Origin of the sequence: Tolypothrix bouteillei VB521301, assembly GCF_000760695.4 — a bacterium.
In the GTDB taxonomy this organism is placed as follows: domain Bacteria; phylum Cyanobacteriota; class Cyanobacteriia; order Cyanobacteriales; family Nostocaceae; genus Scytonema; species Scytonema bouteillei_A.
Map to the genome: position 1 here is coordinate 5,331,842 of NZ_JHEG04000001.1, position 18,762 is coordinate 5,350,603.

Sequence of the window (18,762 nt, forward strand, 5' to 3'; positions counted from 1 at the left end):
CTATTTTAACGCTGGTGAGAAAATTATTTTTTGCTAATGGCTAATTGCTAATTGCTAATAGTTGTTTTCATTATCCATCAGCCATCAGCCATCAACCATCAGCCATCAGCCATCAGCCATTAGCCATTAGCCATCAACCATCAGCCATTAGCCATCAACCATCAGCCATCAGCCATCAGCCATTAGCCATTAGCCATCAGCCATCAGCCATCAGCCATTAGCCATTAGCCACTTGCTGTGTAGAAAAGACTGGTGCGATCGCGCTCAGTTTTAAATTAGGATGGTCTTCTAGCAATTGATGGCAATTCCATTCATTACGAAACAGTAATACCGGGCGTCCAAAGCTATCTTTGACTGTTGTTGTGTTAAACAAGCGTCCTATCGTGTTTAGCGCTTCCCAACCACCCTCTACCCATCGCGCAACTGAGTAAGGTAGTAACTCCAACAAAGTTTCTACTCCATACTCGTTTTGCAAGCGGAATTGCACAACTTCAAATTGCAGTTGACCGACTGCGGCTAAAATTGGGTCGCGCTTAGCCTCGTCTACTGAGTACATGATTTGTACAGCCCCTTCTTCCCGCAACTCGGAAACACCTTTTTGAAATTGTTTAAATTTAGAAGGGTTTGGATTGCGGAGAGTCGCAAATAATTCTGGGGAGAAATACGGAATACCTTCATATTCCAATTTTTGCCCGGTATAAATTGTATCTCCTATGGCAAACACGCCGGGATTGTTCAAGCCAATAACATCCCCTGCATAGGCAAAATCAATGGATTCTCTTTCTTGTGCAAATAATTTTTGCGGGCGGGACAAGCGGATAGTTTTGCCAGTACGTGCGTGATTAACGGTCATGTCTTTTTCAAATTTACCCGTACAAACACGGATGAAGGCAACGCGATCGCGATGTTTCGGGTCCATATTTGCTTGCAGTTTAAAAACAAATCCAGTAAATTCCGGATAAGTGGGCGGAATATCACCTGCTGTACTGTTATGCGAACCCGGTCTTAGGGCATACTCTAGGAAGGAATTGAGGAATAGTTGTACCCCAAAATTGGTCATGGCACTACCAAAGAAGACAGGTGTCATTTTTCCTTTGTGTACCAATTCCAAATCTAATTCCGGTCCTACCCCTTCTAACAGTTCTAAATCGTTTTTGAGTTGGTAATAGAGGTCTTGTTCTAAGAGTTCCTCAATTCTTGGATCGCCTAAATCAACTACGGTATCTATAGCTTCACGGCTACCGTGGGCGCTTCTCTCAAATAAGTGAATTTGTTGTTGCTGGCGGTCAAAAACACCTTTGAAGCGATCGCCCATACCAATGGGCCAGTTCACAGCATAAGTCTGCAAGCCCAATTCTTGCTCGATTTCGTCCAATAGTTCCAATGCTTCTCTTCCAGGACGGTCAAGTTTGTTCACAAATGTGAAGATAGGGATACCTCGCATCTTGCACACTTCAAACAACTTCCTCGTTTGTGGTTCCAAACCTTTCGCTGCGTCAATCAGCATGACTGCATTATCTGCTGCAGCTAGAGTGCGGTAAGTATCTTCACTAAAATCTTGGTGTCCGGGAGTATCTAATAAATTAATTTGGCAATTCCGGTATTCAAACTGTAAAACTGTAGAGGTGATGGAAATACCCCGTTGTTGTTCCATTGCCATCCAGTCTGATGTTGCTTTGCGCTGTGCTCGCCTTGCTTTGACTGCGCCTGCTTCGTGAATAGCACCCCCGTACAGCAAAAGTTTTTCGGTTAGTGTTGTTTTCCCGGCATCGGGGTGGGAGATAATTGCAAAGTTACGGCGACTTTCGACTGCTGTCTGCAGTTCGGGCATGAGTTCAGTTGACATATCTGTTCAATGCTTGTAATTTAACTTAACTTAACTTTTTCCAACTTTAGCGAGTGTTTTAATATTAAGACAACAATGCTTGTGATAGGGTCTTATATAAGTGTTGAGCAATGAGTTCTGGTTACTGGGTAGAATTTATACATAAAAACATCAAAACTCATTGCTTGTCCCTCAACGTTAATATCAAGTCTACTCACTATTTGTCACTAGAACTCAAACCTCAACACTTTATCATTTGTAGTTATATGGGAGTGACAAATGTACGACACGGATACGCGAAAGGTTTTATCAGCACTGTGTCATGGAGCAATTTTCTTCAACTTTCTCTTTGTTTCAATCGGTCTGCCTATTATCATCCTGTTCGCTACTCAAGATCCTGTTGTTAAGGAAAATGCCAAAGAAGCTATCAATTTCCACCTTAATGTATGGTTGTATGGAATTATAATTGGAGCTTTGGTTGTTGCCAGCTTTGGGTTACTGGGTTTTGTTGGATTCTTGTGGTTTTTAGTTCATTGGGGACTAACAATTTGGGCGCTTTTCCATGTTCTAAGCAATTCTGAAACAGCTTTCCGTTATCCCTTCATCTTCCGAATTGTGTAACAGTGACCGCCTTAGCTGCGAATAACGATCGGTTAATTCCCCAATCATTTTCACGACTCGTACCATATGTGTACCCGGTCTTGTGTGTAAGTAAATTCTATCGGTTTTGAAATCTGTTTGGGGTTGGCAATGCCAACCCTAATGTATCCTTATTGCCTTTTAGGTAACTTGCAAACCAAGGGCTGCTAACGGATAAAAAATAACTATTAATTTTTAATAAGTTTTTTAGTTAAGAAATTCAGGGAACTTTTAATATTTAAGCCTTAGGACCTAGCTGTAAAATACAAAATTGCCCCACAACGTCATCAGCAGTAGGGCAGAGGAAGTTAAGCGCTTTTTGTAGTGTCACTGACTACAGAACGTTTTAACCTTGCCTTTGTGACGCTTTGTTTTGTGTCCATTATCCATTAAATTTTTAGTTCGGGTTTACAAAATTTTATGTTTCCAACTCATCGTCCTCGCCGTTTGCGTGCTCATTCACAACTGCGCCGCATGGTACGTGAAACCGTACTAACCACAAACGATCTGATTTACCCCCTATTTGCCGTACCTGGGGAAGGTATTGCTCATGAAGTAAAATCTATGCCCGGTGTCTTCCAACTTTCGATAGATAAAATTGTGGAAGAAGCAAAAGAGGTTTACGATCTGGGCATCCCTGCCATCATTTTGTTTGGAATTCCTGCAGATAAAGACGTAGATGCCACAGGTGCATGGCATGATTGCGGAATAGTACAAAAAGCGGCTACAGCCGTTAAAGAAGTAGTACCAGATTTGATCGTTGTTGCTGACACCTGTTTGTGCGAGTATACAAGTCACGGTCACTGCGGTTATTTGCAAGTGGGCGATTTGACAGGACGGGTTTTAAATGACCCGACTTTAGAATTACTCAAGAAAACGGCAGTTTCTCAAGCAAAGGCTGGTGCGGATATCATTGCTCCTTCTGGAATGATGGATGGCTTTGTACAAGCAATTCGCAGTGGTTTGGATGAAGCGGGATTCCAAGACACACCAATTCTGTCCTATGCTGCTAAGTACGCTTCGGCTTATTACGGTCCTTTCCGCGATGCAGCAGATTCTGCTCCACAGTTTGGCGATCGCAGAACTTATCAAATGGACCCCGGTAACGCCCGTGAAGCCCTCAAGGAAATTGACCTAGATATCGCTGAAGGTGCTGATATGCTTATGGTGAAACCCGCTTTGGCATACATGGATATTATTTGGAGAGTCAAGGAAGCTAGCAACTTACCTGTTGCTGCTTATAACGTCTCTGGCGAGTATTCCATGGTGAAAGCAGCTGCACTCAATGGTTGGATTGACGAACAGCGTGTGGTTATGGAGACTTTAATCGGTTTCAAGCGTGCTGGTGCTGACTTGATACTGACTTACCATGCTAAAGATGCTGCACGGTGGTTGCAACAATAGCAAATAATAGCAGTCAACTAAGCAACGCATTTGGTAACGGATGAGATAACGGATATCGGATGGGCAAATCGGCTTATAGATTGCTCATACGCATGACTGTTACAAATCCGTTGCCATATTTGTTTCAAGGGTTCACGGAATAGTGATGTTCCTGCTAGAAGGTAAAATTTTTCGATTGAGAGTGCTGGAGTATGCGATTATTCTTTATATAAAGAGATAAATTCCGCTCTTTTAACGTCTTGGGCAAGCATACACATAGAATCGCCCGTTTGCCAGATACGCAACTAATAGATTATAAAATAATATAGTTAATAAATAATCTTTGTTGGCTTTAATAGGTCAACTGATTTACTAAATAAGTACTTAGTAAAAAAGGGAGCATTGGGGTATGGATATGCAAGTCCTGAGAGAGCGTGCGGGACTTAGTCGTGCAGAGGTTGCCTTCAGGCTTGCAATCAGTGAAACGAGCGTCCGCAATTGGGAAGCAGGACGTACAGAACCCACGATGACACCAAAAAAATATCTAGAAGCTCTGCGGCTATTCAAATGCACGCCTGAAGAACTCGCCGGTGCTAGTGAAAAATCTATTAATCAGCGACACAAGCGCAAACCAGGAAGACCGAGAAGGTTTCCAGAAAATTCAATGAGTCAAGTCAATCAAGTGTCTGATACACCTAGCTTGATATACAGCGACCAGTGAGAAGGAGACAACGCGGACAAGGTGGAATAATTTATGACTGGCGATTGATGACAAATAACAAATGACTAACTCGTGTGTTTGCTCACCAATATAGGAGCAGATGCACGATAAGATTCTAAAGACAATGTTTCAATAAAAGTCCAATGGCAGAAACACTATTCTTCAACGCTTTACGAGAAGCCATTGATGAAGAAATGGCTCGTGATTCAACTGTATTTGTTCTTGGGGAAGATGTCGGTCACTACGGCGGTTCCTACAAAGTTACCAAGGACTTATACCAAAAGTATGGGGAACTCAGGCTTTTAGATACTCCCATAGCCGAAAACAGCTTTACTGGCTTGGCTGTGGGTGCAGCAATGACTGGGTTGCGACCGATTGTTGAAGGTATGAACATGGGCTTTTTGCTGCTCGCTTTCAACCAAATCGCTAACAACGCCGGGATGTTGCGTTATACCTCTGGTGGTAACTTTAAAATCCCAATGGTCATTCGCGGACCCGGTGGTGTGGGAAGACAGTTGGGGGCGGAACACTCGCAACGTTTAGAAGCTTACTTCCAAGCAGTTCCTGGGTTGAAAATTGTAGCCTGCTCCACACCATACAACGCTAAAGGGCTTTTAAAATCCGCAATTCGCGATGATAACCCCGTGTTATTTTTTGAACACGTTCTGCTTTATAACTTGAAAGAGGATTTGCCAGACCAAGAATATTTTCTGCCTTTGGATAAAGCAGAAGTTGTGCGTCGCGGAAAGGATGTTACAATACTGACCTATTCGCGGATGCGCCATCACGTGATGCAAGCAGTAAAAACTTTAGAAAAAGAAGGTTATGACCCGGAAGTGATCGATTTGATATCACTTAAACCACTAGATTTTGATACTATTGGTGCATCTGTAAGAAAAACACATCGCGTGATTATTGTGGAAGAGTGCATGAGAACAGGAGGCGTTGCAGCAGAGTTAATCGCCTCGATTAATGACCGTCTATTTGATGAATTAGATGCACCTGTACTGCGACTTTCTTCTCAAGATATTCCCACGCCATACAACGGGACTTTAGAAAGGTTGACAATTGTTCAACCAGAACAAATCGTTGAAGCTGTCGAGAAAATGGTAGCGGTACGCGTTTAAGAGGAGGATTGGGAATTGGGAACTGGAAATTGGGTTAGTATAAAATGACTCAAATCCTAATACCCAATTCCTAATCGCCATTTGCTCTCAAACAACGCTATCATAGCCTTTGTCGCAGCGAGTGAGAGTATGCAAAGACAGCGATCGCTACTATTCTTGATATCTATTATGGTTGTTGCCGCTATTGCGGTGATAGCACTTATTCCCGTACCTTTAGGGTTAGACTTGCGCGGAGGTTCGCAGCTAACAATTGAGGTGAAAACAACACCAGAAATTCAGCAAATTACTGAAAGAGAATTGGCTGCTGTAAAAAGTGTTGTTGAAGGTCGTATCAACGGTCTGGGGGTTTCCGAACCCGTGATTCAAACGGTAGGTACGAATAAAATTTTAGTGCAGCTACCTGGCGTGAACGACCCAGAACAAGCAGAACGAGTGCTGGGAGGTACAGCACAGCTAGAGTTTCGCACCCAAAAGCCCAAGACCGAAGCTCAACTCTTTGCCCTTCAAAGTTCTAGATTTCAATTGAAAGCAAAGCAAGATGAACTGAGAAAGAGCAAAGACAAAGCTGCTATTGACAAAAATCAACAAGAATTAAAAAATAACACGAGTGCAATTGCAGAATTATTTGAAAGTACAAAGCCACCTTTAACTGGGAAATACCTTAAAGATGCTTACGGCGAACCCACTCAAGGCAATGATTGGAATGTTGCCATTCGCTTCGATCCTCAAGGTGGAGAATTATTTGCCGATCTGACGAAAAAACTGGCAGGTACCGGACGCAGTATTGGTATTTTCTTAGACAATGAACTTATTAGCGCTCCTACTGTAGGACCGGAATTTGCTACAGCTGGTATTACTGGCGGTGCGGCTGTAATTACAGGTCGGTTTACCCCGCAACAAGCGAATGATTTGGGGGTACAACTGCGTGGTGGTTCGTTACCAGTACCCGTAGAAATTGGTGAAATCCGAACTGTTGGAGCAACCTTGGGTAAAGACAGTATACAAAGCAGTATTTATGCTGGTATTGGTGGTTTGTCGTTAGTATTAATATTTATGATAGTGTACTACCGACTGCCCGGAGTCATCGCGGACATATCACTATTAATATATTCTCTTTTAAGTTGGGCAGCTTTTGCGCTGTTAGGAGTCACACTAACATTGCCAGGTATTGCCGGCTTTATCCTCAGTATTGGTATGGCAGTTGATGCCAATGTCCTAATTTTTGAGCGAACTCGAGAAGAATTGCGGGCTGGTAAATCTTTGTATCGTTCTGTAGAATCCGGTTTTTATCGTGCATTCTCCAGTATCTTAGATAGTAACGTCACGACATGGATTGCTTGTGCAGCACTGTTTTGGTTGGGCTCTGGCTTGGTTAAAGGCTTTGCCCTAACTCTGGCTTTAGGAGTGGCGGTCAGTATGTTCACAGCAATCACCTGCAGTCGCACATTCATGTTTTTGGCAATTTCTTTCCCCTCATTGCGGAAACCGGAACTTTTTTGTCCGAACCTGCCAGTGACGAATAAGGCAGAGGTGGCTCAATGAAACTCAGTATTAACAAATCAAGAGGGCTTTGGTGGATTGTTTCTTCCGTCATTATTCTTGCCGGTATCATCTCAATGGTGATTTCTTGGCAGCAACTTGGTTCTCCCCTGCGTCCGAGTCTCGATTTTGTTGGTGGTACGCGCTTGCAGTTTGAACGGGATTGCTCTCAAACCACTAACTGCGCTACACCTATTGATATTAATGTGGTTCGGGACGTTGCAAAAGCCCAAGGTTTGGGTGATAGCAGTATCCAAGTTATTGCTGATAAGGAAACGGGTAAAGACAATGGTGTTCTCATTCGGACAAAAACTTTAACGCCCGAACAACGGACTCAGTTACAGAATGCTATCAGCGAGAAAATTGGTGCTTTCGATCCGCAGAAGAATCAAATTGACACGGTCGGTCCTACTATTGGTCAAGAACTGTTTAGATCCGGTATTATCGCTCTGGTAGTATCTTTCCTCGGTATTATCATCTACATGGCTGTACGCTTCCAATGGGACTATGCCGTGTTTGCGATCGTGGCTTTATTTCATGACGTGCTAATTACGGTCGGGATTTTCTCAATTTTAGGTTTGGTTGCAGGTACGGAAGCTGATAGCCTTTTTATCGTTGCTCTACTGACAATTACAGGTTTTTCAGTTAACGATACTGTGGTGATTTACGATCGCATTCGCGAAACCCTCAAAATTAATCCCAACCTTTCCTTTGCAGCAATTGTGGATGATGCAGTCAATCAAACCTTAGCAAGATCTATCAATACAACACTCACCGTACTGCTCACATTACTTGCTATCTTTCTTTTTGGGGGAGAAACACTTCACAATTTTGCTTTAGCACTCATCATTGGTTTTACAGCAGGAGCTTATTCCAGCATTTTCATTGCCAGTACTCTTCTGTGCTGGTGGCGAGAACGCAATGGCGAATCAGCACTCACCAATCCTACTGACTCAGTCGATGCTTCAGCTGATAGTTAGTGGTTAGTGGTTAGTCTAACCCCTGTAGGCGGTGAGACCAGTGCTGCAGGCAGGTCTCCCGCGCCCTGGCGACTGGCAAACCCGTATAGCCCTTACGGGCATAGTCCAAAGGCATCGCGGAGCGTGTGCCTTGCACATAGCGTCTGTGCTCCTAAGACACAAGGGAGGGGGTTCCCAATCTAGGGGACTAGCGTATAGCCGTTACAGGTATAGCTTTGCATCGCGAAGTGTGTCGCAAAGCGCGACGAGAGCGTCTGTGCTCCTGAAATACAACGGAGGGTTAGTGGTTAGTAGCCACTAACAACCAACAACCAACAACAACTAACAACTAACAACCAAGAAATGGACAATAGCGATCCCGGTTTTGCTCAACAAGTGCTAAAATTACACCAGCTTCAGGTCACTGCTAGATGGTTGTTTGTTAGCTTTTTATGGCTAACTCTCGCACCTGTTTGTTTGTGGAATTTGCGTGAAGAACTGCTCCTGTGGCGGCAGTACTTTACTTGGATTGCAGTGCGATATGGTCTTTATTATCATCCATTATCGACTTTAGGTTTATCTTTCTGTATTGGCATGACCTTGGCTGTCTTGATTTGGCAAAGTCGAAATATCTTGTTTGGAATGCCTGAGGATGAAAAGCAACGTCTGGAAAAACAGGTTTTCCAAATTCGCCAACAGGGTCCGAGCCATCCACTCTGGAAATGGGTTTGCAGCTAAAATCTATTTATTAATTTTTTTAAAGTATTCTTAAGATATAATTTTACCGATCTCTACCAAAATGAGATAGAAGATAAAAAAGATACCTATACTATCGGTAAAATTCATGAATTCCACTCAGATTCGATTTAGCGATCGCAAGTCTGAAATTGACATTTTCCAGCTACAGCAACTGTTAGATATCGCAGCTTTTTGGGCAAAAGGTCGCAGCATTGAAGATTTAGCTACGGCCATCGAAAATAGTGACCCCGTCATTTCTGTTTGGAACGGAGAAAGACTCATTGGCTTTACAAGAGCGACTTCAGATGGTGTATACCGTGCGACTATTTGGGATGTAGTTATACATCCAGAGTACCGTAGTATTGGACTGGGAAGTAAATTAGTGGAAACGATTTTGAGTCATCCGCGCATGAATCGAGTTGAGAAAGTCTATTTGATGACAACCCACCAGCAACGTTTCTATGAAAGAATAGGTTTTCAACAGAACACAACCACTACAATGGTCTTGCATAACCGAGCTAATCTGGCTTCTCTTTCTATGACTGAAGTTCAATTTCAGGAATTACGCGGGGGATAGAGACTTGTAGCCTTGTATAGCTATCTAAGGGTTTCCAATCTGCGGGAGAGGTAGAAACTTCTAACTTTCCTGCCATCGCTTCTACCAGTGTTTGATTGAGTAGTAGTTTCATTCCTGGCGACAGAGAAGACTTAAGTTCCTCGTGTTTGGAAAATTTCTCGTCAGTTGCAATTAAATCGACTTGTTCTTGTACGGGAACAGCATGAGTTGGTACATCCAGCCAAATGCAAACGAGATCGTCTGTAGGAGAACCCCCAACAGAAATGCGGAGACTACCTTCCTCCATTTGGGCAATACAGCTTTCTACCAAATTCACTAAAACGTAACGCAACCAGTATGGGTCTGCTAAAACATAAATTTCCGGATCTGGTGGGGATATAAGTAAGGGATAATTGCGATTCTCCGCCAGCATATAAGTGACTTCATGAAGGTGCTGTAAAATATCAACGAGTGATAAAGGCTGAATATTTAATTTATTTGTGCCATATTCTGTTCTAGCAACGTTAAGAATTTCATCTATTAGCTTTAGCAACTTCAGTGCTCTCTCATGAGCTTGGGAAATAAATTCTCTCTCTTCTTCCGGATTTTCACAAAGGTTGGACAAAATTAACTGATGCAATCCAATTAATCCGTTGAGAGGCGATCGCAAAACGTGGGTTGTTCTTGCCAAAAATCCTGCTTTAAACTGGCTCATTTCCCGCGCCATGTAATATGCCATCTGCATTTGCTTGATTTGTTGTAAAAGTTCTAGCGCATTTTGATTGCCAGGATCTGATACCACAGATGAACTAGACGTTGGATCTCGCCTTGCTAACAATCCGCGAATCGCGAACCCCAGTGCTACTCCTATTGCTAAATATACCCAGTTACTCCAATTCATAATCACCCGAACGGTAAACAGCAATCCGTGACCGGCGAACAGCAATCAGTGACATATAGCGTAGAAACCCCTGAAATTAATGAAAAAACACCGATCGTTGTTTAACTGCTTACCGATCGCCAGTCGCGGATTTTAAAATTCTATCTTTATAGCACCTTGCCGTAAGACCTGCCAATTTTCTCCAGTCCATTTAACGACAGTAGAAGGTAGACCCGTTCCTTTTACTTCCGTATCGTATTCTGTTGCTGCCAGACATAGAAGCTCGGGAAACTGAGCTTCTATTTCGCTGACCGTAAGTAAAGGAGGCTGACCTGATAAATTGATACTCGTCGTGGCAAGCGGACCTGTTTGCGCCAAAATTTTACGGGCGATCGCACTATCTGGAACCCGCACTCCTACTGTAACAGAATTACTTAATTGATTCGTGTACTGACTAAAATTTTCATTGCTGCTGGAGATCGTGACTTTTGGTACGCGTTCTGAAGCTGGCAGTACCAAAGTAAGTGCCCCAGGCCAATACTTCTTTGCCACTTCGTGCCAAACTTGATACTCTTCATCCCTACCCTGAGTAAATGCCCAAATGTCCTCCGTGCGAGCAGCCATTAATATTAAAGGTTTCTCTCGACTGCGTTGCTTTGCCGCGTAAATTAACGAGCTTTTTTCAGGGAGGCATGCCAAAGCAGGAACTGTATCTGTTGGAAAGCTTACAAGTTTTCCGGCACGTGCGCCAGATATGAGAGCATCTAGGGAAACAATTGTCATCTGAATTATGAATGATAAATTATGAATTATAAAATTTTCGCTCATTCATAATTCATAATTCATAATTCATAATTTTTAAAGGCAAGAGCGAATCTTTGGATACCAGCCAAATCCTTATAAATTTCAATGTTGCGATACTTACCACAGTTTTGCAACATTTCTCGGACAGCATCGGCTTGTCCTGCCATCATCTCAATCAGCCAGATTCCACCAGATTGCAAATAGGTGGGCGAAACTTCTACTAAATGGCGGATACTGTCTAAGCCGTCAAGACCACCGTCTAAAGCCAGATGTGGTTCGTGGTCGGTCACTTCGGGTTGCAGAGTAGGGATGGTACTAGTGGGTATGTATGGTGGGTTCGATACCATTCCACTAAACTGACCTCTAAGAGATTCCAAGGGATTCCACCAAGAACCTTGATAAAATCGAATGCATTCCTCAAAACCCAAGCTTCGAGCATTTGCTATTGCGACTTCTAATGCTTCAGGGCTGAAATCAACAGCATGAATTGTTGCGTTCTTAAACGTATCTGCCAGCCCTATGGCAATCGCTCCACTACCGGTTCCTAAATCAGCCCAATGCCCTCGTTGAAGGTGAGGCAGATTGGCTGTAGCTGTTATCGCCAAATCTATCAAGCATTCTGTTTCTGGTCTGGGAATCAAAACCGAATTTGACACTGCAATTTTAAACTTTCGCCAAGGAGTTACTCCAGCAATATACTGCACTGGAAGACGATCCTCTAATCGCTTTTGCCACAGGTTGTCTAAATCTTCCAGTGATAACTTTAGGGGAATTTGCGGTTTGTCTTTGAAGGATTCCAAAAGCAGTGCCAAACGATCTAACCCAGCGATCTCTTGAAGCAACCAATCGACTTCAGCACTAGGGACACCAGAGGCAGCGGCCATTTTTAGTGCCGTGTTACGCCACTGCCAAAGCTGTAACCCAGTAACGACTGACTGTTTATCCGCCATGCCTCAAATTAAGATGAAAATCAGTTGTTATTTTTTAGGTGCCGGTGCTGCTGCTGGTTTAGTTGTTCCTTGCTTGGTGACTACGTATTGCATACTATCAGAAGAGGGAACTATAGCAACTTGGCTGAGCCATGCATCATTTTTCTCCCGTAAAGTTTTAATTACGTTGTCTATATCCACAACCTGAATATCAGCTTTGGGAACTTGTGCTTTTACTTGTTCCAATAAACCCTGTGCGTCTTTCTTACTTAAAAACAAAGGAATCATTTCCTTATTGTCAGCTTTCCGTTTGACGGATACGTATCCTTTCTCTGGAGATCTCACAATAAAAACAGGTACACTGGGGAACTGCTGAACGTTTTTACCGCTTTGACGCAATAATGTCATTGCACCTTCCAAGTCTTGTTTTCCTGGTTGAAAAGCAAATACAGGGCGGTCTGGTTTGTTAGCACCATCGCGCAGTCTTTGATAAATTAATCCAAGCGGTACTGGTGTCACTTGCAAGCTTTTGACTATTTCTGCCATTTTCGGATCGGAGCCTTTTGCATTTCGCAGCTGGTTGACAAAAGCTTGTGCTTCTTGACCGTTCATAAAAACGTCTGTCACAGCAACGTCTTTTTTCGGTGCATTTTGTCCGTTTTGAGCGTTAGCTGGAACTGTGCGAGTTAATGGTACGCCTTTGTTGTTAGTAATCAAAAATACGGGAACTGGATCTAATTTTTCTTTGATTTGCTGTTCTGTTAATGCAAGCACTGGAACAGCTCCACTCAAAATTGTTGCCAGTAGAGTACTCCCTACTAATGTTACTGTTGTGCTCCAACGAACAAGTGATTTCATAACTAACTTCTCCTCGCAGTAAATGTTTCTCAATAAATTTGATAAAAGATGAAGGGTAAAAGATCAAGGATGAAGGCTAAAGGATAGAATTTCATGCTTCGTACTTCATACTTCATACTTCATACCGAACAGTTTCCTCTTTCGCCAAGGTGCCAAATGCCATTTTATTGGCTTTTCCTAAAAAAGGGACGCTAATAAATAGTAAATCGTTCCTATTGCAAATAGTGGAAAAATGTCACAATCATTACACAATATGAATACTTTTTCAAGTAGGCTTGGCTGCAACTGAGTTTAACCAGTAAAGGTTAAGTAGAAATAATGTATCTTTCTGGAAAAATATGCATCTCTATGTAAGTCAATTTACACAAATGTTGGAACTATTCAAGCAAATTCAATTTTAATTTTTGATGATTTGCACAAAAAACCCCAGCTTTTTGAAAAAACTGGGGTTTTTTAACGACTCTATCAGTCGGGATGACAGGATTTGAACCTGCGGCATCCTGCTCCCAAAGCAGGCGCGCTACCAAGCTGCGCTACATCCCGACAAAAAACATTTGCCATGCTTTTGCTTATTCCAGCATCATGGCTGTCTAACCTTAACCATTATAGCTAAATTAACTGGAATTGGCTAGTTCTTTTTTTAAAATTTAGTGAGGATACCAAAACATACCTTTGATGCCTTCCGGATCGGGCATAAAACCTAAAGTCCGATAAAAATCAACAACGTGAGGATCGGCAAAAAGAGTCACATTACTAATTTCTTCACTCCTTAATTTTTTCAGTACGTATTTCATCAGAGCTTTGCCACATCCTTTGCCTTGAAACTCCGGATGAACTACGACATCCCAAATCGTGGCGTTAAACGCGTGGTCTGAAGTAGCACGGGCAAAACCTATAAGTCGTCTTTTGTTTCCTCGCACCTGCCACATGGTGGCCACCAGAAAACTGTGCTCAATCGCTTTTTTCACTTTTCTCAGGGGACGTCGCGACCAACCGACAGAATCACAGAGTTCTTCTAGTTCATACAGGTCGATGTCTCGTTCAGTGCTGAACACGATGCGAGCCTCTTGCGAAGAAGTTTCACTCTTGCCACCGGGACTAGAATTACCCGTAGCGTCTGTGCTCATCTCCTCAAAGGGGTTTGTTTTAGATGTTGCGGCTGTATCTGATGTACTAAACCAAGTTTTCCAAAAACCCATGCCAACGTGGTTCGGGTAGTATAACTAAATTGGTCTCTACTGAAAAAGTGATGATTCACCTTTACCTGCAAACTACCAATCTTTCTCCTTCCACTTACACTCATAAATTATGTATTTTTAGGATCTTGAATAGCAGTAGCTAGCAAGTGCGTGTTTCACACTAATCTCTTTCAACTTTAGCATTATGTTGTGGGGCTAAGGAGAAATTACTGAAAATGCAAGAATGAACAATGAGCACTGGGCAACGGGCAATAGGCACTGGGTAACGGGTAATGGGCAATATAGAGTAGCAACGAAAAAAATAGGAATTGAATTATTTTTAACCATACCTGATGTTATTTTTAACCATACCCTCCGCCCCCTACCCCTAGCCCCTGCTTCCTCTGCCCCCTATCCCATACCACCACCTCCTGCCCAAATCTCAATTATGGCTTCTGGCTTAAAATCTTCTACACTAGAACTTCTAAAACGCTTTAACCGAGCGTTCCCTCAGTTTTACGAACAATTTGTGAGCAGCGAGATTCAGTTACAAAATTTGCGGCTTGCTTACCGCTTGTATAAAAGCAGACGTGCTGTCATAGAGTTAAAACCTGAGGGTAGCAAAAGTGCCTTACATTTTGCTTACCGCAACCAGTCTTTTCTACTCAGCGATATTTTTGGTGTACTAGCTGCTTACGGATTAACTATTCATGGTCTGAGTTTATACGGTCAAATCCGACCGCCAATGTTGGTTTTTATCAAACTGTTAGTCTCTCGGGGTAGCAAAGCGCTTACCGAAAAAACGTCAGAGAATGTGTGCCGTGCCATCAGAGAAGCATTAGGTGGGCGGTTTGAGGTAGAAGAAATGCTGGCCGTGGAATTTAATTTAGATACTGGTTTAGAACAAGTACAAACCGAGTTCTATGTCGATCCAGTCTTTCATCTTCCTGCTTTAGTGATTGAAGCTGATAACCAACCTGGCTTATTTTATAAAGTTATGTACGCTATTTGGCAGGAAGACCTTTTGGTAGTCAATGCTAATTTACTTGTTTGGCGGGGGCGCACGCGTTTGATTCTCTACTTGCTCGGACCCAATGAAAGTTTAATCCCAGAATATTTAGGTCACAAAATTGCTGAAGGCGTGCGCCAGAGGTTGATGGGTAGGTGAGGGACTCGCGACAGAGGCTTGGGGACAAGCAAGACAGAGGAAACAAGGGAGAAAGTACTCATAACCATTCTCTCACCCCTCATCCCTCATCCCCAATTCCCAATTCCCAATTGAAACGGATACCATAGAGATATGGCAACCATCGAAATCCTGGGCGTTCCACACGCATACGAGCTAACTGCTCCTACATCCTACCCTCACACTCTTGTTTTTATCCACGGATGGCTCAATAGCCGTGGGTACTGGCAACCTGTCATCTCTCGATTGGCAGATACTTTCCAATGCCTTTGTTACGATTTAAGGGGTTTTGGTGAATCCCAGTCTAAATTAAAGACTAATTATAGCCAGGACCTAGCTTATTTGAATCTGACCTCTAAATCTACGGGTAATATTTTTAATCCCTTCGATTCTTTTTACAGCCCTGCAGCGTATGCTCAAGATTTAGTCGGTCTTTTACAACAATTGAATATTTCTAGCGCTTGGCTCATTGGTCATTCTTTGGGAGGCACTATTGCCCTTTGGACGGCATCTGAAATGCCTGAGTGTGTTAAGGGAGTTATCTGTATTAATTCAGGTGGTGGTATTTATCTTAAAGAAGCTTTTGAACAGTTCCGCTCAGCAGGTCAAAAGTTTTTACAAGTCCGTCCTCGCTGGCTCGGTCAATTGCCTTTAATTGATTTGCTATTTACAAGGGCAAATGTAGCACGTCCTTTGGATCGGTATTGGGCACGCCAACGAGTCATTGATTTTGTTGCTGCAGATCCAGAAGCTGCTTTGGGATCGCTTCTAGATTCTACAACAGAAGAAGAGGTTAATCGCTTACCTCAACTGGTTTCCCAATTAAATCAACCGGTCTACTTTCTGACTGGGGAAGAAGACAAGGTGATGGAACCCAAATATGTCCGCCATCTAGCTAGTTTCCACCAGCTGTTTCAATATAGTGGAGACAACGTCATTGAAATTCCCCATTGCGGTCATCTCGCTATGTTGGAACAGCCGGATGCTGTTGCTACTCACATTCACTCTTTAATCAAAACTCAAACTTCAACAGTCAGTAGCGAGCAGTCAATGGTTAATGGCTAATGGCTAATGGCTAATGGCTAATAGCTAGTGGCTAACATCATTGATACAGATCCATAACTTGCGTGAGTGCTAGTCGGGACTGGACGTTTAATGTTAGGGCTGAGGTATGACCCCTGTTGAGATGGTCAGCCGCCGCACACCCAATCATTGCGGCGTTGTCTGTACAAAATTTGAGAGGGGGAAATAGCACGCGCAGTTGATGAGTTTCTGCGGCTTGTTGTAAATGCTTTCTCAAACCACTGTTAGCCGCTACGCCTCCTCCAATGGCTATCGTGGATAGATCGTAGTCTAACGCACAAGCAATAGTTCTCTTGGTTAGCGATCGCGCTACTGTTTCCTGAAAGCTAGCGGCTACATCTGCTGCGGGTATTGGCTGCGAGTCTTTCTCAAACTGCTGTACGAGTCTCAACACTGCGGTCTTTAAACCACTAAAACTGGCATCATAAGGGTGATATCCGCCGCTTGGGAGGGACACTTTCCCTTCGGGAAGTGTAAATGCCTTTGGATTTCCTTCTTTCGCCAATTTATCGATAACGGGACCTCCCGGATACCCCAAGTGCATTAAACGTGCAACTTTATCGAAGGCTTCACCTGCTGCATCATCGCGTGTTTCGCCTAAGGTTTCATACTTACCACAATCGCGAACATAAATCAAGCTTGTGTGTCCGCCAGAAACCAACAAACTTAAAAAGGGTGGCTCTAATGTGGGTTCACTTAAGTAAGTAGCATAAATGTGACCTTCAAGGTGATGGACTCCTAAAAATGGTTTATTATGTACCATTGCTAGGGTTTTGGCAGCAGTTAACCCAACTAATAGTGCGCCTACGAGTCCTGGGGCGCAGGTAGCGGCGATCCCATCGATTTTATCCCAATCAAGTTGCGCTTGTTCCAAAGCTTGGGCGATTGCGTCATTGATTGTATCCAAATGTTGGCGGGATGCGACTTCTGGCACGACCCCACCATACTGCTGATGCACTGGGATTTGAGAAGCAATAATACTACTACAAACTTGACGATTTTTAACAATTGCTACTGCAGTTTCATCACAGCTGGTTTCGATTGCTAAAACAGTTGCCATTGTGGAATAAGGGTTAGAGAGTAGGGATTGGGGCAGTTCTCTTCGGGGATCGAGGGCATTGGGAACTGGGGATTAGGAGATTTCTTTAGCCCCGAGCCACCCGCTTGTGACCTCTCATCCCATTGAGAAGCTTTAACTTTTATTTACTTCAACTTTACTCGGTTCACGCTCAAGAGTATGATGACTTGCTAGTGATGACTTGCTAACTTTGCAAATCAAGGTTGTACAAGCCGCTTCGTTTTGTACAGAAAATTCTTGTTTCGTAATAAAAGGAAACAACTCCATGCGATGCTTGTTTGCTCTGGTTTTAGCGATTTGTGTTTGGTTCAACTTTACTCCTAAAGCGCTCGCCTTAGGGGCTGGTTTGGTTCCTTGCAAAGAATCGCCCGCGTTTTTAGAACGGGTAGACTCTGCCCGCGCTACTAATTTTGACCCTGCATCAGGGGAAAAGCGCTTTGAGCGTTATTCTCAAGCCCTGTGCGGTCCTGAAGGTCTTCCTCACCTGATTGTGGATGGTCGTTTGGATCGTGCTGGAGATTTTCTCATTCCTAGCATTCTCTTCCTCTACATTGCTGGTTGGATTGGTTGGGTAGGTCGTACCTATCTACAGAAAAATAAAGCAGAAGGTGGAGATGTGGAATGGCGGGAAGTCAAGATTGAGGTGCCTAAAGCACTACCAATCATGCTCTCTGGGTTTACTTGGCCTGTAGCTGCACTGCAAGAATTCCTTTCAGGTCAATTAACAGCCAAGGATGAAGAAATTCCCATTTCACCACGTTAGTAGTTAGTGGTTGGTGATTAGTGGTTAGTGGTTGGTAGAACCACTTGTCTGCTAGTCATCAGTAACGACTAACTAAGTAATTCTCAATCAATTGACTTACTGGGAGAACATTTCATGCAAAATAATTTTCTTGGATATCTTTCATTGGCACCAGTTTTATTATTTGCCAATTTGATTTTTACTGCTGTTTTGTTGATCGTGTTTAACTACTTCTTCCCTGACCTCCTTTTTCATCCCATGCCGTAGTAGGCGATAACAATTAGAAGTTAGAAGTTAGAAGTTAAGAGTTAGATATTGAACCTAGAGTTTTTAGAATTTAGCATCTTGCCCTGCCTAAATTTCATCAAAAGAAGAAATTTTCTTTAAAAACTCATAGTTTCTAAAGCCTAACTTGTAGCTTTTAGCTTCTAAACTTCTATAGAAATCATAAATAGTTGATGAAAAATTTTAATGGCTGTGGGGTGAGTAATGCCCGTTAAGCTCTAAAGTACGTCCAAGCAACTACGTATATTTCAA

20 protein-coding genes and 1 tRNA gene are annotated in these 18,762 nt (G+C 43.0%); 13 read left to right on the forward strand and 8 right to left on the reverse strand.

All coding sequences use genetic code 11. The features are described 5' to 3' along the window. Window positions 1-44: 44 nt before the first annotated feature. The gene (locus HC643_RS21415) at window positions 45-221 is read left to right on the forward strand and encodes a hypothetical protein (RefSeq protein ID WP_153021561.1); all 177 of its coding nucleotides are present in this window, start codon (window positions 45-47) and stop codon (window positions 219-221) included. On the opposite strand, the gene prfC is transcribed toward HC643_RS21415, so the two are convergent. After that, window positions 218-1,846 (reverse strand): peptide chain release factor 3, encoded by a 1,629-nt coding sequence (gene prfC / locus HC643_RS21420; protein WP_038093411.1) that lies wholly within the window; start codon window positions 1,844-1,846, stop codon window positions 218-220. The two genes, HC643_RS21415 and prfC, sit on opposite strands and share 4 nt — an antisense overlap. 258 nt (window positions 1,847-2,104) lie before the next feature. Between prfC and HC643_RS21425 the strand changes: the two genes are divergently transcribed. The 8 genes from HC643_RS21425 to HC643_RS21460 all read left to right on the forward strand — a co-directional run bounded on the left by HC643_RS21425 (window position 2,105) and on the right by HC643_RS21460 (window position 9,508). Further along, window positions 2,105-2,446 (forward strand): DUF4870 domain-containing protein, encoded by a 342-nt coding sequence (locus HC643_RS21425; RefSeq protein ID WP_038093414.1) that lies wholly within the window; start codon window positions 2,105-2,107, stop codon window positions 2,444-2,446. 438 nt (window positions 2,447-2,884) lie between these two features. After that, the gene (gene hemB / locus HC643_RS21430; protein WP_038093417.1) at window positions 2,885-3,868 is read left to right on the forward strand and encodes a porphobilinogen synthase; all 984 of its coding nucleotides are present in this window, start codon (window positions 2,885-2,887) and stop codon (window positions 3,866-3,868) included. 388 nt (window positions 3,869-4,256) lie between these two features. Continuing rightward, entirely contained in the window at window positions 4,257-4,568 is a 312-nt protein-coding gene (locus HC643_RS21435; RefSeq protein WP_038093422.1) for a helix-turn-helix domain-containing protein, read from the forward strand. A gap of 143 nt (window positions 4,569-4,711) precedes the next feature. Next, entirely contained in the window at window positions 4,712-5,695 is a 984-nt protein-coding gene (locus tag HC643_RS21440) for an alpha-ketoacid dehydrogenase subunit beta (protein ID WP_038093425.1), read from the forward strand. A 129-nt stretch (window positions 5,696-5,824) separates the two neighbouring features. Continuing rightward, complete coding sequence (gene secD / locus HC643_RS21445; RefSeq protein ID WP_050045315.1) at window positions 5,825-7,237, forward strand: protein translocase subunit SecD; 1,413 nt, start codon at window positions 5,825-5,827, stop codon at window positions 7,235-7,237. Next, window positions 7,234-8,214, forward strand: a complete 981-nt coding sequence (gene secF, locus HC643_RS21450) for a protein translocase subunit SecF (RefSeq protein WP_038091766.1) — start codon at window positions 7,234-7,236, stop codon at window positions 8,212-8,214. The genes secD and secF overlap by 4 nt, the downstream gene beginning before the upstream one ends. A gap of 342 nt (window positions 8,215-8,556) precedes the next feature. Then, window positions 8,557-8,931: a hypothetical protein gene (locus HC643_RS21455; RefSeq protein WP_038091764.1), complete on the forward strand. Its 375-nt coding sequence runs from the start codon at window positions 8,557-8,559 to the stop codon at window positions 8,929-8,931. 106 nt (window positions 8,932-9,037) lie between these two features. Further along, window positions 9,038-9,508 (forward strand): GNAT family N-acetyltransferase, encoded by a 471-nt coding sequence (locus HC643_RS21460; protein WP_038091760.1) that lies wholly within the window; start codon window positions 9,038-9,040, stop codon window positions 9,506-9,508. Here the strand turns inward: HC643_RS21460 and HC643_RS21465 are convergent. The 6 genes from HC643_RS21465 to HC643_RS21490 form a co-directional block, all read right to left on the reverse strand. Then, window positions 9,468-10,388, reverse strand: a complete 921-nt coding sequence (locus HC643_RS21465; RefSeq protein WP_038091771.1) for a sensor histidine kinase — start codon at window positions 10,386-10,388, stop codon at window positions 9,468-9,470. The genes HC643_RS21460 and HC643_RS21465 overlap by 41 nt on opposite strands. Before the next feature lie 132 nt (window positions 10,389-10,520). Further along, window positions 10,521-11,150, reverse strand: coding sequence for an L-threonylcarbamoyladenylate synthase (locus HC643_RS21470; protein ID WP_038091769.1), 630 nt, complete (start codon window positions 11,148-11,150; stop codon window positions 10,521-10,523). A 59-nt stretch (window positions 11,151-11,209) separates the two neighbouring features. Continuing rightward, complete coding sequence (gene prmC, locus HC643_RS21475; protein ID WP_038091757.1) at window positions 11,210-12,121, reverse strand: peptide chain release factor N(5)-glutamine methyltransferase; 912 nt, start codon at window positions 12,119-12,121, stop codon at window positions 11,210-11,212. 27 nt (window positions 12,122-12,148) lie between these two features. Continuing rightward, window positions 12,149-12,958 carry a Tic22 family protein gene (locus HC643_RS21480; RefSeq protein WP_050045314.1) on the reverse strand — a complete coding sequence of 270 codons (810 nt, stop codon included), beginning with the start codon at window positions 12,956-12,958 and terminating at the stop codon, window positions 12,149-12,151. Window positions 12,959-13,427: 469 nt separating this feature from the next. Further along, a tRNA-Pro gene (locus HC643_RS21485) sits at window positions 13,428-13,501 on the reverse strand. Between the two features lie 104 nt (window positions 13,502-13,605). Next, the gene (locus tag HC643_RS21490; protein ID WP_038105828.1) at window positions 13,606-14,157 is read right to left on the reverse strand and encodes a GNAT family N-acetyltransferase; all 552 of its coding nucleotides are present in this window, start codon (window positions 14,155-14,157) and stop codon (window positions 13,606-13,608) included. Window positions 14,158-14,584: 427 nt separating this feature from the next. Between HC643_RS21490 and HC643_RS21495 the strand changes: the two genes are divergently transcribed. Further along, entirely contained in the window at window positions 14,585-15,304 is a 720-nt protein-coding gene (locus HC643_RS21495) for a hypothetical protein (protein ID WP_038105829.1), read from the forward strand. Between the two features lie 132 nt (window positions 15,305-15,436). Continuing rightward, window positions 15,437-16,387: an alpha/beta fold hydrolase gene (locus HC643_RS21500; protein ID WP_050045313.1), complete on the forward strand. Its 951-nt coding sequence runs from the start codon at window positions 15,437-15,439 to the stop codon at window positions 16,385-16,387. A 37-nt stretch (window positions 16,388-16,424) separates the two neighbouring features. On the opposite strand, the gene tsaD is transcribed toward HC643_RS21500, so the two are convergent. Continuing rightward, window positions 16,425-17,465: a tRNA (adenosine(37)-N6)-threonylcarbamoyltransferase complex transferase subunit TsaD gene (gene tsaD / locus HC643_RS21505; protein ID WP_038079789.1), complete on the reverse strand. Its 1,041-nt coding sequence runs from the start codon at window positions 17,463-17,465 to the stop codon at window positions 16,425-16,427. Between the two features lie 283 nt (window positions 17,466-17,748). On the opposite strand from tsaD, the gene HC643_RS21510 reads away from it, so the two are divergent. Then, window positions 17,749-18,246, forward strand: coding sequence for a Photosystem I reaction center subunit III (locus HC643_RS21510; RefSeq protein ID WP_038079791.1), 498 nt, complete (start codon window positions 17,749-17,751; stop codon window positions 18,244-18,246). Window positions 18,247-18,360: 114 nt separating this feature from the next. After that, the gene (locus HC643_RS21515) at window positions 18,361-18,492 is read left to right on the forward strand and encodes a Photosystem I reaction center subunit IX (protein WP_072040711.1); all 132 of its coding nucleotides are present in this window, start codon (window positions 18,361-18,363) and stop codon (window positions 18,490-18,492) included. Window positions 18,493-18,762 lie beyond the last annotated feature (270 nt).

Bases quoted from the DNA above. Each gene is read 5' to 3' on its own strand.
- HC643_RS21440 (WP_038093425.1), top strand. From the start codon at position 4,712: ATGGCAGAAACACTATTCTTCAACGCTTTACGAGAAGCCATTGATGAA.
- HC643_RS21480 (WP_050045314.1), bottom strand. From the start codon at position 12,958: ATGAAATCACTTGTTCGTTGGAGCACAACAGTAACATTAGTAGGGAGT.
- secD (WP_050045315.1), top strand. From the start codon at position 5,825: ATGCAAAGACAGCGATCGCTACTATTCTTGATATCTATTATGGTTGTT.
- HC643_RS21455 (WP_038091764.1), top strand. From the start codon at position 8,557: ATGGACAATAGCGATCCCGGTTTTGCTCAACAAGTGCTAAAATTACAC.
- HC643_RS21490 (WP_038105828.1), bottom strand. From the start codon at position 14,157: ATGGGTTTTTGGAAAACTTGGTTTAGTACATCAGATACAGCCGCAACA.
- HC643_RS21435 (WP_038093422.1), top strand. From the start codon at position 4,257: ATGGATATGCAAGTCCTGAGAGAGCGTGCGGGACTTAGTCGTGCAGAG.
- HC643_RS21425 (WP_038093414.1), top strand. From the start codon at position 2,105: ATGTACGACACGGATACGCGAAAGGTTTTATCAGCACTGTGTCATGGA.
- prfC (WP_038093411.1), bottom strand. From the start codon at position 1,846: ATGTCAACTGAACTCATGCCCGAACTGCAGACAGCAGTCGAAAGTCGC.
- tsaD (WP_038079789.1), bottom strand. From the start codon at position 17,465: ATGGCAACTGTTTTAGCAATCGAAACCAGCTGTGATGAAACTGCAGTA.
- HC643_RS21500 (WP_050045313.1), top strand. From the start codon at position 15,437: ATGGCAACCATCGAAATCCTGGGCGTTCCACACGCATACGAGCTAACT.
- HC643_RS21495 (WP_038105829.1), top strand. From the start codon at position 14,585: ATGGCTTCTGGCTTAAAATCTTCTACACTAGAACTTCTAAAACGCTTT.
- HC643_RS21465 (WP_038091771.1), bottom strand. From the start codon at position 10,388: ATGAATTGGAGTAACTGGGTATATTTAGCAATAGGAGTAGCACTGGGG.
- prmC (WP_038091757.1), bottom strand. From the start codon at position 12,121: ATGGCGGATAAACAGTCAGTCGTTACTGGGTTACAGCTTTGGCAGTGG.
- HC643_RS21510 (WP_038079791.1), top strand. From the start codon at position 17,749: ATGCGATGCTTGTTTGCTCTGGTTTTAGCGATTTGTGTTTGGTTCAAC.
- HC643_RS21470 (WP_038091769.1), bottom strand. From the start codon at position 11,150: ATGACAATTGTTTCCCTAGATGCTCTCATATCTGGCGCACGTGCCGGA.
- HC643_RS21515 (WP_072040711.1), top strand. From the start codon at position 18,361: ATGCAAAATAATTTTCTTGGATATCTTTCATTGGCACCAGTTTTATTA.
- HC643_RS21460 (WP_038091760.1), top strand. From the start codon at position 9,038: ATGAATTCCACTCAGATTCGATTTAGCGATCGCAAGTCTGAAATTGAC.
- hemB (WP_038093417.1), top strand. From the start codon at position 2,885: ATGTTTCCAACTCATCGTCCTCGCCGTTTGCGTGCTCATTCACAACTG.
- secF (WP_038091766.1), top strand. From the start codon at position 7,234: ATGAAACTCAGTATTAACAAATCAAGAGGGCTTTGGTGGATTGTTTCT.